Consider the following 14858-nt stretch of genomic DNA (forward strand, 5'->3'; position numbering starts at 1 on the left):
GGCGTCCGGGCTCGTTCGTCACGGCCGATATTGCCGTGGAGTCGCGTCAGGTTCCGATCGCAGTGCCGGCCACGGCCGTGCAAACGGTCGAGGGACACAAGGCTGTGTTCGTGCGGACGCCTGACGGCTTTGAGAAGCGCGACGTTGTGCTCGGTCGTCGCGACGGCGATCTGGTCGAGGTGAAGTCGGGTCTCACGGCGGGCGAGACGATCGCCGTCTCAAACACGTTCCCGCTGAAGGCCGAGCTGTCCAAGCCAGGCGACGAGGATTGAGATGATCGCGCGTATCGTGGACTTCTCGGTCAGGCGCCGCTGGCTCGTGCTCCTGGTGGTGCTGGTCGCCGCGGCAACCGGCTTCTGGTCGCTGACCAAACTGCCGATCGACGCCGTTCCCGACGTGACCAACGTCCAGGTGCAGGTCAACGCGACCGCGCCGGCGCTCACTCCCGTCGAGATCGAAAAGCAGGTGACCGTCACGCTGGAGACGGCGCTGGCCGGCATCCCCGGCCTCGAGTCCACGCGGTCGTTCTCGCGGAACGGCTTCGCCCAGGTGACCGTGGTCTTCGTTGACGGCACGAATATCTATTTCGCGCGGCAACTCGTCGCCGAACGGATCAACGATGCCAAATCCTCGCTCCCCCCGGGCGTCGAGGTGAAGATGGGGCCGGTGTCGACAGGCCTCGGCGAGATCTATTGGTGGGCGGTCGAATACGAGAAGCCCGGCGCGACCGCGCAAGTGCGCGACGGCGCGCCCGGCTGGCAAACCGACGGCAGCTATCTCACCCCGGAAGGCGAGCGGCTGACCGACGACTTCCAGCGCACCGTGTATCTCCGGACGGTGCAGGACTGGATCGTCCGCCCGCAGATGAAGACGGTGCCCGGCGTCGCCGGCGCCGACGCCATCGGCGGTTTCGTCAAGCAATATCAAGTGCAGCCCGACCCGCAAAAGCTGATCTCCTACGGCCTCTCGCTGCAGCAGGTCGTCGCGGCGATCGAAGCCAACAACGCCAGCCGTGGCGCCAATTACATCGAGCAGAACGGCGAAGGCTATGTCGTGCGCGCCGCCGGGCGCGTGGAGAACATCGAGGATATAGGACAGATCGTCGTTTCGACCCGCAGTGGCGTGCCGGTCCGCGTCAAGGACATCGCCGACGTCACCATCGGCAAGGAGCTCAGAACCGGCAGCGCCAGCGTCAACGGTCGCGAGGTCGTGCTCGGCACAGCGTTGATGCTGATCGGCGGCAACAGCCGAACGGTGGCCGCGGCGGCGGCGGCGAAGATCAAGGAGATCAGCAAGACCCTGCCGCCCGGAATTCAGGCGCGAACGGTGCTGAACCGCACCCAGCTGGTCGACGCCACCATCCATACGGTCGCCACCAATCTCGCGGAGGGCGCGCTGCTCGTGATAGCGGTGCTGTTCCTGATGCTTGGCAATTTCCGCGCGGCGCTGATCACTGCCTGCGTCATTCCGATCACCATGCTGCTGACCGCGACTGGCATGCTGCGCGGACATATCAGCGCCAACCTGATGAGCCTCGGCGCGCTCGACTTCGGCCTGATTGTCGACGGCGCGGTGATCATTTGCGAGAACAGCCTCAGGCACCTCGCACAGCGGCAGGTCGACCTGAGTCGGGCCCTGACACGCGACGAGCGCCTTAAGACGATCACCGATTCTGCTGTCGAGATGATCCGGCCCACGGTCTATGGACAGCTCATCATCATCCTCGTCTACGTCCCGTTGCTCGCCTTCACCGGCGTGGAGGGCAAGACGTTCGAGCCGATGGCGCTGACGGTGATGATTGCGCTGGCCATCGCCTTCGTGATCTCCCTGACCTTCGTTCCGGCCGCGACCGCGATCGCCCTGACCAGGCCGGTGAAGGAGAGCGAAAACGTCCTCGTCCGCGGGCTAAAGGACGCTTATGCGCCGATCCTGTCGCGCAGCGTCGCAAGTCCCGGCCTCGTCCTCACGTCGGCAGCCCTGCTCTTCGCAGCCTCGCTCGTCGTGTTTTCTCACCTGGGCCAGGAATTCACGCCGACGCTGGACGAGAAGAACATCGTCATGGAAGTGAAGCGCATGCCGAGCACGGCACTCTCCCAGTCCCAGGCCATGCAGCTTGAAATCGAGAGGCTGATCAGCAAGTTTCCGCAGGTCGCCTTCGTGTTCTCGCGCACCGGTACGCCGGATCTGGCGGCCGATCCGATGCCGCCGAGCGCATCCGATACCTACATCATCGTCAAGCCGCAAAACGAGTGGCCGGACCCCTCGATGACGAAGGACGACCTGATCCGCGCGATCGAGGCGGAGGCGACCAAGCTTCCGGGCAACAAGGTGGGTTTCTCACAGCCGATCGAGATGCGCTTCAACGAGCTCATTGCGGGTGTGCGCGAGGACCTTGGCGTCAAGGTCTTCGGTGACGATTTCTCCGAAATGCAGCGAACGGCGACCCGCATTGCGGACGCATTGAAGACGATCGAAGGCGCCGAAAGCGTGAAGGTCGAAGAGACCAGCGGTCTGCCGTTCCTCGAAATCCGGATCGACAAGGCCGAGATCGCCCGCCGCGGCCTCAGCCTGACCGCCGTCCAGGACATGATCGAGATCGCGGTCGGCGGGCGCCAGGCCGGACTGGTGTTCCAGGGCGATCGACGCTTCCAGATCGTGGTTCGGCTCAACGACGCGCTGCGCGGAAACATTTCCGCCCTGGAAAGTCTTCCGGTCCCGCTTCCTCACCTGAGCGCCAACGCACCGGCGGCAACCGTTCCGCTGCGCGAGATCGCCTCGTTCGAACAGACCGAAGGCGCCAACCAAATCAGCCGCGAGAATGGCAAGCGGCGCGTCGTCGCCACTGCCGAGGTACGTGGACGGGATATCGGATCGCTGGTTACCGAAGCGCAGGACAAGGTCGCCGAGCAGGTGGAACTGCCGCCCGGAAGCTATCTGGCCTGGGGCGGACAGTTCGAGAACTTCTCGGTCGCGCGGCAGCGCCTGGCTATCGTTGTTCCGGCGTGCTTTGCGATGATCTTCCTGCTGTTGTTCGGAGCCTTGGGATCGGCGCGCGACGCAGTGCTGGTCTTCAGCGCGGTGCCGCTGGCGCTGACCGGCGGCATCGCCGCGCTCTGGGTGCGCGGCATGCCGTTCTCGATCTCGGCCGCAGTCGGCTTCATCGCCTTGTCGGGTGTGGCGGTGCTGAACGGCCTGGTCATGCTGACCCAAATCCGGTCGCTGATCGACGGCGGCGCACCGCTAGCGCAGGCAATCCGGGACGGAGCGCTGACGCGTTTCCGTCCCGTCGTCATGACGGCGCTGGTGGCGTCGCTCGGCTTCGTGCCGATGGCGCTGGCGACCGGTACTGGCTCCGAGGTGCAGAAACCGCTTGCCACCGTCGTGATCGGAGGATTGCTGACTGCGACCGTGCTGACGCTGGTCGTGTTGCCCGCCCTTTACGCGAGGTTCGCAAGGCGGCCGACGATCGGTTCCTTCAATTCGACAGGCGGTGTTCAACGCGCCGCTGAATGACCCGGATCGGAATTACCCCGCGTACACCGCCGCAATCGCGGACTGAGATATCAGCCACGACATTGTTCCTGTCATGGGCAGGAACCCGTGCTGATCCGCCTCCCGTGCATGGTGAGAAGTCGGTGCTTGGACGCAGCGCTCTTGGCCAGCATCGGACGGCCGTCGCGGTCCATCACCGCGGTGAGTCGGCTGCCAGCGCGGAGAAGTCGGGTTCACCCGATTTACACAGTGGCCCGTCCCCGACGGGCGTCAGCCCATGCTGCCAGGCATGAAGCAACGCGCCTTCGGGTGACCGTCTATGTAGTAGGGCCACACGATGGGTCGGCCGGACAGGTTCGGCCCGGGCACGACGGCTTCGTTCGGAACGTCAACCCACTCACCATCGATGCGCACCCGATAATGGCCGTTCCTGGTTTCCCAGTCGACGTCGTCAATGTGCTGCGCATCCGTGCCATCGCAGCAGGGACCCTTGCTGCTATGCAAGCCCTCATACCAACCGTTCAATTCGGGTTGCTGATGATCGTGGGCGAGAGCGCCGCCGGTTGTTGTGATGAGCAGCATAGCGACCAGCGCAACAGGCGTCGCATGCCAATAATGACTGTCCATCAATCGGCACTGCTCCAATGAATGCAGGCGGGAGCGCGACACGTTCGCAGTGTCGGCATCTACCTGAGCTGATCCCTGCCACCGCGCAACTCGGCAACGAATTGTATGTTCCTATTCGCAACTCGCCGGAGATGGAGAGGTGCCCCATCGGCTCGAGCCGGCTTCGGTCGGCGATTGATGGGGGCAGCCTGTCGCTCCTGCGGCCGGATGTTCGTTCCAAGCTGCGCGATGAAGTTTTCGTGACTGTCGATCGGCGATTGCTGCGGATTTGGTTGACAGCCCGGAGCTCAGGGTTTTTGATGCGGCTACGGGGATGTGCGATCTCCCCGCGAGGCGACATGCCCAAGAATCGCGTCCTGTCACCAAGGGCGCACCATGTCGTCATACACATCGATCTCATCCGAAAAATTGTCCCGTCTCATCGGCACCGCCAAGGCGCCGACGCTCGTCGACGTTCGTCTCGATGAAGATTTCGCCGCCGATCCGCGCCTGATCCCGGGCGCGGTCCGCTACTCCGATCGCGATGTCCAGGACTGGGCTTCCCGCCTCACCGGCCAGTCCGTGGTGGTGGTCTGCCAGAAGGGGCAGAAGCTTGCCGAAGGCACCGCCGCCTGGCTCCGCTGCAGCAACATCACGGCCGAGATTCTCGAGGGCGGCCACCTCGGCTGGCGGGAAGCGGAGCTACCGACCGTTCCCGCCGACAAGATTCCGAAACGCGACGGGCGGGGCCGCACCGTCTGGGTGACGCGATCGCGGCCGAAGATCGACCGCATCGCCTGTCCATGGCTGATCCGCCGCTTCGTCGATCCCGCGGCGGTGTTCCTGTTCGTCACATCGGCCGAGGTCGAGGCGGTTGCCGAACGGTTCGACGCCACGCCGTTCGACATCGAGAACGTGTTCTGGAGCCATCGCGGCGAGCTCTGCACCTTCGACGTGATGGTCAAGGAATTCGGCCTCGCGACGCCGGCGCTGGAGCGGCTCGCGACGATGGTGCGGGCGGCCGATACCGCGCGGCTCGAGCTTTCGCCGGAGGCGCCCGGGCTGCTCGCCGCCTCGCTCGGCCTGTCGCGCATGTTCGACGACGACCTCGAGCAATTGAGCGCCGGGCTGCTGCTCTACGACGCGTTCTACCGATGGTGCCGCGACGCGACCAAGGAGACGCACAACTGGCCGACCAGCAAGGTGAAGCCATGACCGACGTCGCAACGACAGCGAAGGCGCGCGGACATGAGCCCGCGCACGGCATCTCCTTCAACGAGGCGCTGCTGGTCTGGATGCGCGTCGCCATCCTGAGCTTCGGCGGACCGGCCGGCCAGATCGCGGTGATGCATCGCATCCTGGTCGAGGAGAAGAACTGGATATCGGAGGGGCGTTTCCTGCACGCCCTCAACTACTGCATGCTGCTGCCGGGGCCGGAGGCCCAGCAGCTGGCGACCTATATCGGCTGGCTGCTGCACCGGACGCTCGGCGGCATCGTGGCGGGCGGGCTGTTCATCCTGCCCGGCATCTTCGCCATCATGGGCCTTAGCTATATCTACGCGGCGTACGGTAATGTCGGGTTTGTCGAGGCGCTGTTCTTCGGCCTGAAGGCCGCGGTGCTGGCCATCGTGATCCAGGCCGTGGTGCGGGTCGGCAAGCGCGCGCTGCGCAACCGGGTGATGATCGCGCTCGCGGCGATCGCCTTCGTCGCGATCTTCTTCTTCGCCGTGCCGTTTCCGCTGATCATCGGAGCCGCCGCGGTCACAGGGCTGGTCGGCGCACGCCTCGGCCGGAGCGAATTTGCGGCGATCGAACATGGCGGCAAGAATTCCGCCGTGATCGACAGCATGCTCGGTGAAGCGGTGCCGGATCATGTCCGTCCCAACGCATCGCGCACCTTGCGGGTCGGCGCCATCTGGCTCGCACTCTGGCTGGTGCCGGTGTTCGCCCTGCTCATTGCGCTCGGGCCCGGCGACGTGTTCACCCAGATCGCGATCTTCTTCAGCAAGATGGCGATGGTGACGTTCGGCGGCGCCTACGCCGTGCTCGCCTATGTCGCGCAACAGGCCGCCGACTATTATCACTGGGTCAGCCCGCGCGAGATGCTGGACGGGCTCGGCATGGCCGAGACCACGCCCGGCCCACTGATCATGGTGGTGCAGTTCGTGGGCTTCATGGCCGCGTTCCGCGAGGCAAGCGGGCTGTCGCCGATGCTGGCCGCCACGCTCGGCGGCTTGCTCGCGACATGGGTGACGTTCACGCCGTGCTTCCTGTGGATCTTTATCGGGGCGCCCTACATCGAGGCGCTGCGCGGCAACAAGGCGCTGGCGGGCGCGCTTTCGGCGATCACCGCCGCTGTGGTCGGCGTGATCCTCAATCTGTCGGTCTGGTTCGCGCTGCACACGCTGTTCCGGCAAACCTTGCCGGTGCACGGGCTTGGCCTGTCGTTCGACGCGCCGGTGCCAGGCAGCATCGACGGGCCGGCGCTGGCGCTGTCCATCGCCGCCGCGATCGCGATCTTCCGCTTCAATGTCGGGATGCTCGGCGTCCTCGCCGCGTCCTGCATCACGGGCGTGCTGCTGCGTCTCGCGGGCATCATCTGAGCGGAGCGGCACGCGTCGGAAGAACCCTGGGGCAGCACAACACAGCCAGGAGAACAATCATGCAGAAGCGAAAACTTTCCCATTTGATTCTCGCACTGACGATGGCGGCTGCGGCCATGCCGGCCCATGCCCTGACGCAGGACGAGCTGGTCGCGAAACTTCGCGCCGCCGGCTACGCCCAGGTCACCGACGTCAAGTCGACGGCCGAGGGCACGACGGCGAAGGCGATGAAGAACGGCAAGCCGGTGCGGCTCGTGATCGACAGCAGCGGCCAGGTCAAGGAGCGGGACTAAGCTTGCGGGCGCGAAAGTCGCCGACCAATCGATGGAGTGACAATCATGATGAGAGCTATTGTGGCCATGTGCATGGCGGTGCTATGGCCGGGCGCAACCTTGGCAGTGCCGGCTGCCCTCGACGACCAGCAGGACGCGGCCGTCACATTGCAGGCGGCGACGGTCCATCCGCAGGCGAGCGAGACGCTGCGCGGCGTCGTCGATCGCGTCGATGAACGCAACGACACGCTGCTGATCCAGCTGTCTCCGGACCGGATCGAATCGTTCAAGGTCCAGGACGGCCTGATCTTCAATGCCGTCCGCTTCGGCGATCCAGTCGAAATCGCGGTGCAGAACATCGCCGGGTTCCGAACCATCGTCGGGCTCTCGAAGCAATAGAGCCGGGCCCCGACGCATCGAAAACCAGGTTCAAGGGAGCAATCCAATGCGACACACGATTTCGGCGCTGATCGGCGTCGGCGCCTGCCTCTTCGCCACGGGCGGAAGCGCGCAAAAAATCGACTGGCAGGTGTTTGCCGAGCCGTTCGTCTCGTCGGCGCATGCGCAGGCGATCGACTGGCAGAAGGTCGACGACGTGCTGGGCAGAAAACCCGCCGTCACCGGCGACGTGCATCGCTACGGCTTTCCGCGGAGCGACCTTGCGGTGACGCTCGACGGCGTCACCATCAAGCCGGCGCTGGCGCTCGGCGGCTGGGTCGCCTTCAAGCCCATGCACGACGGCGTCATGGCGATGGGCGACCTGGTGCTGCTCGAATCCGAGATCAACCCTGTGATGCTGAAGATGATCGGCAACGGCCTGCAGATCACGGCCGTGCACAACCATTTGCTTGGCGCGAGCCCGGCCACCTTCTACATGCACGTCGCCGGCCACGGCGACCCGGTCAAGCTCGCCGCCGCGATCCGGGATGGCCTTGCGGAAAGCAAGACGCCGCTCACGGCCGCGGCGCCGGCCGCGCCGCCGCCGGCCATCGATCTCGATACTGCGCAGCTCGACCAGATCATCGGCGTCAAGGGCCAGGCCAATGGCGGCGTCTATCAGTTCAACGTGCCCCGCCGCGATCCGATCACCGAACAGGGCATGGCATTGAGCCCGGTCGGTCCGATGGGCGTCGCCATCGGCATCAACTTCCAGCCGACCGGCGGCGGCAAGGCGGCGATCACTGGCGATTTCGTGCTGACAAATGACGAGGTCAACCCCGTCATCATGGCGCTGCGGACGCACGGCATCGACGTCACCGCGCTGCACAGCCACATGCTGGATGAACAGCCGCGCCTGTTCTTCATGCATTTCTGGGCCAATGACGACGCCATCAAGCTCGCCAAGGGCCTGCGTGCCGCCCTGGACAAGACGGCCACGACAAAAAGCTGACTCTGGTCTTGGAGGGATCAACGATGCGTAGCCTCACGGTCATGTCCATGGTTGTCGTCGGAGTTCTTGTGGGCATGGACGCTGCGATCGGCCAGACCAGCTGTCAGGTCTGCGCCGATCAGCAAAAGGCGTGCATGAAGAACTATGCCGGGCCAACCTGCAAGTCCGAGTATCAGATGTGCAAGAAAGCCTGCAAGAAATGACCGGGGCGCCCTCGGGTCCTCTGACGACGTGGATGTCGCTCGTTGTTGCCGTTGCGGCCGTGAGCCTGACATCGCCGGCGTCTGACTCGGCCGCGGCCGCGACCCCGCGCAAGCTCTCCGGCGCAGAAATCAGAGCAAGGCTGGTGGGAATGCAGCTCACGGATGAGGTGCACTATCGCTATGTCTACGAGCCAAACGGAACGCTGAGAAGCTATGCGATGGGCACGAAGAAGGTCGGAAAATGGTCCATCGAGAACGGCGAAATGTGCCTTCGGCTCGGAGACAAGGAAGATGGTTGCTACGCAGTGATAGTGAGGGGCGACCGCATCGAGATGGTGCCATCGGGGCTTGGGCTCGCATTCGACGGGATCGTCGAACCCGAAGACCGCGATGAGGGGCAAAAGTGACGACGACCACGACAAGCGGGAACGGTGGGATGGGCGAACTCGTCCGCTATTTTTTGAGGCTGGGCTTTCTCGGCTTCGGCGGACCGGTCGCGCTGGTCGGCCAGATGGAGCGTGAGCTCGTCGACGAAAAGAAGTGGCTCACCAAGGAGCAGATGCGCGAGACCATCGCCATTTGCCAGTCACTGCCCGGGCCGCTTGCGATCCAGGTCGGCATCTTCATTGCTTATCTACGTGGCGGCTTCTGGGGCGCGTGGGCCGGCGGCTGGTCCTTCATCCTGCCGAATTTTATCATCGTCGCGGCCCTCGGCGCGCTATACGTCCATCTGGGGGATCTTCAGCCGGTCACCGGCATCTTCTATGGCGTCAGCCCGGCCGTGATCGCGCTGATCCTGCATTCCTGCTACCGGCTCGCCAAGCTCGGCATGGAGGACTGGCTGCAATGGGTGATCGCCGCAGTCTGTTTCGCCATCACCGTAATCTTGAAAGCCGAGGTCGCGCTGCTCTTCATTGGTGCGGGGATCATTGGCATCATCTATTACGGCAATATCAAGCGCCCGCCGGTTGCGCTGCAGCTCGCGGTGATCCCGGCGGCGGCGCCCGGAGCCGCGCCGGTCATGACCGGCTCGACGCTGGGCAAGCTGCTGCTGTTCTTCCTCAAGGCGGGTTCGCTGACCTTTGGCAGCGGGCTCGTCATCGTTCCCTTTCTCGAGCAAGGGCTCGTGCAGCAGTATGGTTGGCTTAACGAGCGTGAATTCCTGGTCGCCGTCGCGATCGGCATGATGAGCCCCGGACCTGTCGTGATCACGGCAACCTTCGTCGGCTATCTGGTCGCGGGTTTTTGGGGCTCTCTTCTCTCGACCATCGGCATCTTCCTGCCGTCCTTCCTGCTGGTCCTGATCGTGGCGCCGTTGCTGGCGCGGCACCGCAAGAACCCGAACGTGCAGGGATTCGTGAAGGGCGCCTATGCGGCTGCGATCGGAACCATCCTGGGCGCGTGCGTCCTGCTCGGCAGGATTGCGATCGGCGATTGGTTGACCGCGCTCATCGGCATTGCATCGCTCGCCGTTCTGTTCCGCTGGAAGGTCAGCAATCCCCTGCTCATCGCCGTTACGGCAGTCGTTGGGCTCGTTGCTTACCCCATCTTGCAACCGGCGTGGGTGCTAACCGGGCTGAAGTGAGATGCTGACGATGCGAACGCTGCTCAGGAGTGCCCAGGCGCCGCTGCGCGTTGCCGCCATATTGCTTGCGATCGCGCTGACATCGGCTCGGCCGGCGTCGGCGGACGATGGCAAGATCGTTGTCTTTGTCTGCCTGCACGGCGTCGTGAACAGCCAGATGGCGGCGGCCTATTTCAACAAGGCTGCCCAAGAGCGCGGATTGCGATTCAGGGCGATCTCACGCGGCATCGACCTTTATCGGTCGGTGCCGGTCAGGGTCCAGGATGGCCTTGCACTCGATGGTCTGGAGGCGGCCAACACGCCGCAACAGCTGACCGTGGACGACATGGCCGCGGCGGACCAGGTGGTGGCGTTCGATCAGATCCCCGCCGAGCGGCACGGACGGGCCGACGTGACCTACTGGTCCGGCATTCCCTTGGGTATCGATGATTATGAGTCGACCCGGGATCAGATCGTCCGGCGCATCGACGCCCTCATTCCGACGCTGGCGGCGGCAACTGAACCGGCGGGAGACAAAACGCCCCTTCAGCTCGAAACGAAAATCCTGCTCGGCGATGTGCGCGGTCGGATTGATCACCTGGCGATCGACCTGAAGCGGCAGCGACTGTTCGTGGCCGAGCTCGGCAATGACAGCGTCGGCGTCGTCGATCTGGCTGCGCGCAGCTTGCTTCGAACCATTACCGGATTGAGCGCCCCCCAGGGCGTCGGCTATGAGCCATCGACCGACACCCTCTACGTCGCCAACGCCCGCGACGGATCGGTGCAGCTGTACGAAGCCAACGAGTACAAGGCGACCGGGCGAATCGAACTCGGCAGCGACGCCGACAATATCCGGGTCGACGCGGCGGCCAAGCGCGTCATCGTCGGCTATGGCGATGGTGGTCTGGCAGTCGTCGACCCATCCACCCGGACAAAGGTTCGGCGCCTACTCCTTAAGGCACATCCGGAAAGCTTCCAGCTTCAGCCCGATAGTGGGCGCATCTTCGTGAATCTGCCTGACGCACGAGCCGTCGCGGTGGTGGACGTTGCTTCCGGGAAACAACTCACCAGCTGGCCGTTGGACAAGGGCGGTAATTTCGCGATGGCCATCGATCACGAACGAAGTCGCGTTCTCCTAGTGTATCGCAGCCCAGCCGAGCTTGCAGCCTTTTCGACCGACGGCAAGGCGATTGCAGCCATCAGCACTTGCGGCGATGCCGACGACCTCTTTGTAGATGCAAAGCGCGGACGCATTTATGTGAGCTGCGGCGGTGGATACGTCGATGTATTTGAGATTGATGGAGCGGCCTATCGACTGATCGCGCGTCTGCCGACGGCGACGGGCGCGCGAACATCGCTCTTTGTGCCGGAGATGGACCGTCTGTTTGTTGCGGTCCGCGCGGGGCCTGCCGGACCGGCGGCAATCTGGGTATTCAAGCCAATGCCTTGAGATCGACTTTGTGGGGAGACGGCGCATGTGGAAACGCAGCCGGGGCTTTCGTAGCTTTTCGAGACGCCTTGCGCCTCGCTTCATGGCCGCTCTTGGACTGATCGCCTGGTCTGACCCCGCCTCGGCCTATCGCCCCTTCGATGGCACCGATGCCGCCGTTGCCAAGAAGGGGGAGATGGAGGTCGAGCTGCAGCCGGCCGGACGTTTGCGTGATGAGAGCGGAACGAGCCTGATCGCGCCGGCCTGGGTTCTCAACTTCGGTTTGAGCGAGAGTTGGGAAGCCGTCTTCGAAGGCCAGGGACAAACGTCGCTCTCTCCGCCCGGGCCGACCAGCCTGACTGCAGCCGGAGCGTTTCTCAAGCACGTGGTCGTACCTGGTAGCCTGCAGGACAAGACCGGTCCGAGCATTGCGACCGAATTTGGCGTCCTGCTTCCTGACAGTACCGGCAATTCGGGCGTTGGCGTAAGCTTGGCCGGCATCGTCTCGCAGCGCTGGGATTGGGGCACCATTCACCTGAATGCCGAGACTGCCATCACCCGCGACCATCATGGCGACGTGTTCGTGGGTGCTATTGTCGAAGGACCGATGACCTGGACGGTGCGCCCCGTCGCCGAGATCTTCTACGAGAACGAGTTTGGAAAAGAGGAGACGTTCTCGGGGTTGGTCGGGCTGATCTATCGTGTGCGCGACGACCTCAGCTTCGACATCGCGGTCCGGCACGCGCTCACAGGAGGCCATCCGGTAAACGAGATACGTGCGGGATTGACCTTCGGCTTTCCGCTTTCCTTCTTCGAGGGCCACGCCGCGCACCAAGCGTCGCCAATTCCGCCTCGATAGCTACTGGCGGTCCCGGTTCTCTGGATGGGCTCGCCAGTCTCGACCGACAGTCTGATGGTTCTCGTCAGGTGTTGCCTGGCCGGCGTGGTCCTTCTCGCCGCCTTGAGCCTTCCAGTCACGCCCGATCTTGACGTCCTCGGCGCGACTGCGATCCTGCTCGCGGGTTTGCTCCGACTGCTGGGGCGGCTGGGCCTGTTGGACAGGCGTAGACTGTGCTTTTGCATCGCTTCCGGCGAATGCGAAGGTCATTGCGACCGCGGAGATGAACGCAACCGATATAGAATTCTTCATGGTGTTGTCCCTTCCTCTTGCTCTGCAGCACTAACGCTCCGTCATCGCCTTTGTTCGGAAACAAACGGGCTTTTGGCTGCACGTGGTGGTCGGAACCGGGCGCTCTGCACGCGAACCGTGACGGTCAATATCTCGGCCGGTGCGAAGTAGCCCATTCGCGCGCGTGTTCGATCGGCACGCGCTGCACGGCGGCGCGAACCTTTTGCGTTGCGGGCAGATTGTCCATGCGTTCCCGCCAGCGGCAGAATGCCGGGTATTTCGGATACATCGACTGCCCTTCGGCGGTGAGGCTGAAGGCGAACGTGCTCGGCAGCAGATAGAAATCCGCAATCGAGAGCTCGTCCCCGAGCAAAAAATCCTTGTCGTGCGCAAGCTGGCGCTCGGCCACCGCAAACCCGGTCTCGACCTTGGGCAGCGCATGTGCCACGACCTTCTCGTCCGGGGCAATGCCGAGCTCCGGGAAAACCAGACGCTCATGCGTCACGTGATAGATCATGTAGGGGTAGTAATAGTTGTTAACAGCGCTGATCCACTGGTTCATACGCGCCCGCGCCTTGATGTCTTTCGGTGTCAGCGATACGCCGCCAAAGGCCTCGTCGACATAGGCGGCAATCGCGCTCGTCTCGTAGACGGTGAGATCGCCGTGTTTCAGAATTGGGACACGGTTAAACGGGTGCAGCGCCAGGTGATCGGGCTTGCCCATGACCGGTTCAAGGTCGTGGAATTGGTAAGCCACGTCCTTGTGCGTGAGGATCAAGCGGACGATGTTGACAAAAGTGCTGCGTGGGAAACCGTAGACGATCGGATCGGACATCCGTTTTCTCCCTTCTGATTTGGTCTCAGCGCCAGAACGGCTTGGAGGCCTCGCGCAGCGCCTGCTCGCGCGTCAGGCCGAGATCGCGAAGCAGATGCGGGTCGTCGGCGATCGCGCGTAGCGCCATGCGCTGAAACGGCCGGTCAAGCAAGCTCCACCATCCGGGGCGCGGAGCGCCTGGCGACGTTCCTGAGCTGAATTGATGAAGTGGTGTGGCCGGGTCGGCGGCGGGCACCGGCGGGATCGACCATGTATCGGTTAATAGGACGGACATGATGGGGCTCCAAATTGCTTGAAAATGCTGCACTGGAGCTGTTCAATAATGGCGCGGGGCGGTTTCCCGCAAAGCATCGTTTCTCGTGCCTGCCCTAATTTTTCTCATGAAGTATTGCGATGCGCCCACGCCTGCCGCAACTGAACGCCCTGAAATCCTTCGAGGCCGCCGCGCGCCACGAGAGTTTTACGCGCGCGGCCGAAGAGCTTTGTGTCACGCAGGGTGCCGTCAGCCATCAGGTGAAAGCACTGGAAGCGGAGCTCGCAATAAAGCTCTTCAACCGCGAACGCCAGCGCCTGATCATCACCGAGGCCGGGCGCGACTATCTCGCTGTCGTGCGCGACGCGCTCGACCGCATCGCCATCGGCACCGAGCGGCTGTTGCAGCGGCAGAATACCGGTGTGCTCACGGTTTCGACCTCGCCGGATTTTGCTGCGAAATGGCTGGTGCACCGGCTCGGCCACTTTGTTGAGGCGCATAGCGGCATCGACCTGCGCGTCTCCGCCACGCTGCACCACGTCGACTTCGCGCGCGAGGAGGTGGATCTGGCGGTACGCCATGGCGACGGCAACTGGCCGGGGCTTGACGCGGTGCGGCTGAGCCCGGAGCAGCTATTTGCCGTGTGCAGTCCAAAGCTATTGTCCGGCAAGCGACGCCTGAGCAACCCCGCTGACATCCTGAAATTTCCGCTGATCCATATGGACAGTCGCGTCGACTGGAAGAACTGGCTTCAGGAAGCGGGACTTGACGATGCTGCCGCCACGCATGGCCCGGTCCTCAATCGCGCCAGCATGGTGATTGATGCCGCCATCAATGGGCAAGGCATTGCGCTGGCGCGCACCACGCTGGCGGCATGGGACCTCATCAACGGCCATCTGGCGCGCCCGTTTCCGCAGTCGCTGCCGTTGTCGAAGACCTACTGGATCGTCTGCCCGAAGGCGACCGCAAACCTGCCGAAGATCGTGACGTTTCGCGATTGGTTGCTCTCGGAGGCCGCAAGCGACCTGCGCCGGCTTAGAAAGCTCGGCGGAACCTCTCATCGACTGAAGTGAGTGCCGGCA

The 14858-nt window shown here is 63.7% G+C and carries 16 protein-coding genes and 1 pseudogene; 13 read left to right on the forward strand and 4 right to left on the reverse strand.

The genetic code is table 11. The features are described from left to right. Together IF803_RS30140 and IF803_RS30145 are read left to right on the forward strand one after the other, a co-directional pair. A pseudogene (locus IF803_RS30140) lies at positions 1-272 on the forward strand (efflux RND transporter periplasmic adaptor subunit); the annotation flags it as partial. A 1-nt stretch (position 273) separates the two neighbouring features. Next, a complete protein-coding gene (locus tag IF803_RS30145; RefSeq protein ID WP_461194562.1) occupies positions 274-3513 on the forward strand; it encodes an efflux RND transporter permease subunit in 3240 nt (1079 codons plus the stop codon). A gap of 249 nt (positions 3514-3762) precedes the next feature. Here IF803_RS30145 and IF803_RS30150 read toward each other — a convergent pair whose 3' ends face one another. Further along, positions 3763-4119 carry a hypothetical protein gene (locus IF803_RS30150; protein ID WP_245288638.1) on the reverse strand — a complete coding sequence of 119 codons (357 nt, stop codon included), beginning with the start codon at positions 4117-4119 and terminating at the stop codon, positions 3763-3765. 375 nt (positions 4120-4494) lie between these two features. Between IF803_RS30150 and IF803_RS30155 the strand changes: the two genes are divergently transcribed. Genes IF803_RS30155 through IF803_RS30200 form a run of 10 tightly spaced genes read left to right on the forward strand, consistent with a single transcriptional unit; the run spans position 4495 to position 12418 of the window. Beyond that, complete coding sequence (locus tag IF803_RS30155; RefSeq protein WP_028338966.1) at positions 4495-5313, forward strand: chromate resistance protein ChrB domain-containing protein; 819 nt, start codon at positions 4495-4497, stop codon at positions 5311-5313. Continuing rightward, positions 5310-6701 (forward strand): chromate efflux transporter, encoded by a 1392-nt coding sequence (chrA, locus tag IF803_RS30160; protein ID WP_461194563.1) that lies wholly within the window; start codon positions 5310-5312, stop codon positions 6699-6701. Before IF803_RS30155 ends, chrA (IF803_RS30160) begins: the two co-directional genes overlap by 4 nt. A 59-nt stretch (positions 6702-6760) precedes the next feature. Beyond that, positions 6761-6994 carry a hypothetical protein gene (locus IF803_RS30165; RefSeq protein WP_461194564.1) on the forward strand — a complete coding sequence of 78 codons (234 nt, stop codon included), beginning with the start codon at positions 6761-6763 and terminating at the stop codon, positions 6992-6994. 45 nt (positions 6995-7039) lie between these two features. After that, on the forward strand, positions 7040-7372 hold the full coding sequence (locus tag IF803_RS30170) for a hypothetical protein (RefSeq protein ID WP_461194565.1): 333 nt from the start codon (positions 7040-7042) through the stop codon (positions 7370-7372). Positions 7373-7418: 46 nt separating this feature from the next. After that, positions 7419-8363: a DUF1259 domain-containing protein gene (locus IF803_RS30175; RefSeq protein WP_461194567.1), complete on the forward strand. Its 945-nt coding sequence runs from the start codon at positions 7419-7421 to the stop codon at positions 8361-8363. 23 nt (positions 8364-8386) lie between these two features. Further along, a complete protein-coding gene (locus tag IF803_RS30180) occupies positions 8387-8566 on the forward strand; it encodes a hypothetical protein (RefSeq protein WP_016847070.1) in 180 nt (59 codons plus the stop codon). A gap of 32 nt (positions 8567-8598) precedes the next feature. Then, positions 8599-8973 (forward strand): hypothetical protein, encoded by a 375-nt coding sequence (locus tag IF803_RS30185; protein ID WP_461194568.1) that lies wholly within the window; start codon positions 8599-8601, stop codon positions 8971-8973. A gap of 29 nt (positions 8974-9002) precedes the next feature. Further along, the gene (chrA, locus tag IF803_RS30190; RefSeq protein ID WP_461194569.1) at positions 9003-10151 is read left to right on the forward strand and encodes a chromate efflux transporter; all 1149 of its coding nucleotides are present in this window, start codon (positions 9003-9005) and stop codon (positions 10149-10151) included. A 1-nt stretch (position 10152) separates the two neighbouring features. Further along, positions 10153-11580 carry an arsenate reductase/protein-tyrosine-phosphatase family protein gene (locus IF803_RS30195; RefSeq protein WP_461194570.1) on the forward strand — a complete coding sequence of 476 codons (1428 nt, stop codon included), beginning with the start codon at positions 10153-10155 and terminating at the stop codon, positions 11578-11580. 25 nt (positions 11581-11605) lie between these two features. Continuing rightward, positions 11606-12418, forward strand: coding sequence for a hypothetical protein (locus IF803_RS30200; protein ID WP_461194572.1), 813 nt, complete (start codon positions 11606-11608; stop codon positions 12416-12418). Here IF803_RS30200 and IF803_RS30205 read toward each other — a convergent pair whose 3' ends face one another. From IF803_RS30205 to IF803_RS30215, 3 genes are all read right to left on the reverse strand, one after another. Then, the gene (locus IF803_RS30205; RefSeq protein ID WP_028338974.1) at positions 12419-12709 is read right to left on the reverse strand and encodes a hypothetical protein; all 291 of its coding nucleotides are present in this window, start codon (positions 12707-12709) and stop codon (positions 12419-12421) included. Positions 12710-12833: 124 nt separating this feature from the next. After that, positions 12834-13523, reverse strand: a complete 690-nt coding sequence (locus IF803_RS30210) for a glutathione S-transferase family protein (RefSeq protein ID WP_028338975.1) — start codon at positions 13521-13523, stop codon at positions 12834-12836. Positions 13524-13548: 25 nt separating this feature from the next. Continuing rightward, positions 13549-13797 (reverse strand): DUF1127 domain-containing protein, encoded by a 249-nt coding sequence (locus IF803_RS30215; protein WP_155258350.1) that lies wholly within the window; start codon positions 13795-13797, stop codon positions 13549-13551. A gap of 119 nt (positions 13798-13916) precedes the next feature. On the opposite strand from IF803_RS30215, the gene IF803_RS30220 reads away from it, so the two are divergent. Further along, complete coding sequence (locus IF803_RS30220) at positions 13917-14849, forward strand: transcriptional regulator GcvA (protein WP_028338976.1); 933 nt, start codon at positions 13917-13919, stop codon at positions 14847-14849. Positions 14850-14858: the final 9 nt, after the last annotated feature.

Source organism: Bradyrhizobium sp. UFLA06-06 (assembly GCF_054820065.1).

Bases quoted from the DNA above. Each gene is read 5' to 3' on its own strand.
- IF803_RS30145 (WP_461194562.1), top strand. From the start codon at position 274: ATGATCGCGCGTATCGTGGACTTCTCGGTCAGGCGCCGCTGGCTCGTG.
- IF803_RS30150 (WP_245288638.1), bottom strand. From the start codon at position 4,119: ATGGACAGTCATTATTGGCATGCGACGCCTGTTGCGCTGGTCGCTATG.
- IF803_RS30155 (WP_028338966.1), top strand. From the start codon at position 4,495: ATGTCGTCATACACATCGATCTCATCCGAAAAATTGTCCCGTCTCATC.
- chrA (WP_461194563.1), top strand. From the start codon at position 5,310: ATGACCGACGTCGCAACGACAGCGAAGGCGCGCGGACATGAGCCCGCG.
- IF803_RS30165 (WP_461194564.1), top strand. From the start codon at position 6,761: ATGCAGAAGCGAAAACTTTCCCATTTGATTCTCGCACTGACGATGGCG.
- IF803_RS30170 (WP_461194565.1), top strand. From the start codon at position 7,040: ATGATGAGAGCTATTGTGGCCATGTGCATGGCGGTGCTATGGCCGGGC.
- IF803_RS30175 (WP_461194567.1), top strand. From the start codon at position 7,419: ATGCGACACACGATTTCGGCGCTGATCGGCGTCGGCGCCTGCCTCTTC.
- IF803_RS30180 (WP_016847070.1), top strand. From the start codon at position 8,387: ATGCGTAGCCTCACGGTCATGTCCATGGTTGTCGTCGGAGTTCTTGTG.
- IF803_RS30185 (WP_461194568.1), top strand. From the start codon at position 8,599: ATGTCGCTCGTTGTTGCCGTTGCGGCCGTGAGCCTGACATCGCCGGCG.
- chrA (WP_461194569.1), top strand. From the start codon at position 9,003: ATGGGCGAACTCGTCCGCTATTTTTTGAGGCTGGGCTTTCTCGGCTTC.
- IF803_RS30195 (WP_461194570.1), top strand. From the start codon at position 10,153: ATGCTGACGATGCGAACGCTGCTCAGGAGTGCCCAGGCGCCGCTGCGC.
- IF803_RS30200 (WP_461194572.1), top strand. From the start codon at position 11,606: ATGTGGAAACGCAGCCGGGGCTTTCGTAGCTTTTCGAGACGCCTTGCG.
- IF803_RS30205 (WP_028338974.1), bottom strand. From the start codon at position 12,709: ATGAAGAATTCTATATCGGTTGCGTTCATCTCCGCGGTCGCAATGACC.
- IF803_RS30210 (WP_028338975.1), bottom strand. From the start codon at position 13,523: ATGTCCGATCCGATCGTCTACGGTTTCCCACGCAGCACTTTTGTCAAC.
- IF803_RS30215 (WP_155258350.1), bottom strand. From the start codon at position 13,797: ATGTCCGTCCTATTAACCGATACATGGTCGATCCCGCCGGTGCCCGCC.
- IF803_RS30220 (WP_028338976.1), top strand. From the start codon at position 13,917: ATGCGCCCACGCCTGCCGCAACTGAACGCCCTGAAATCCTTCGAGGCC.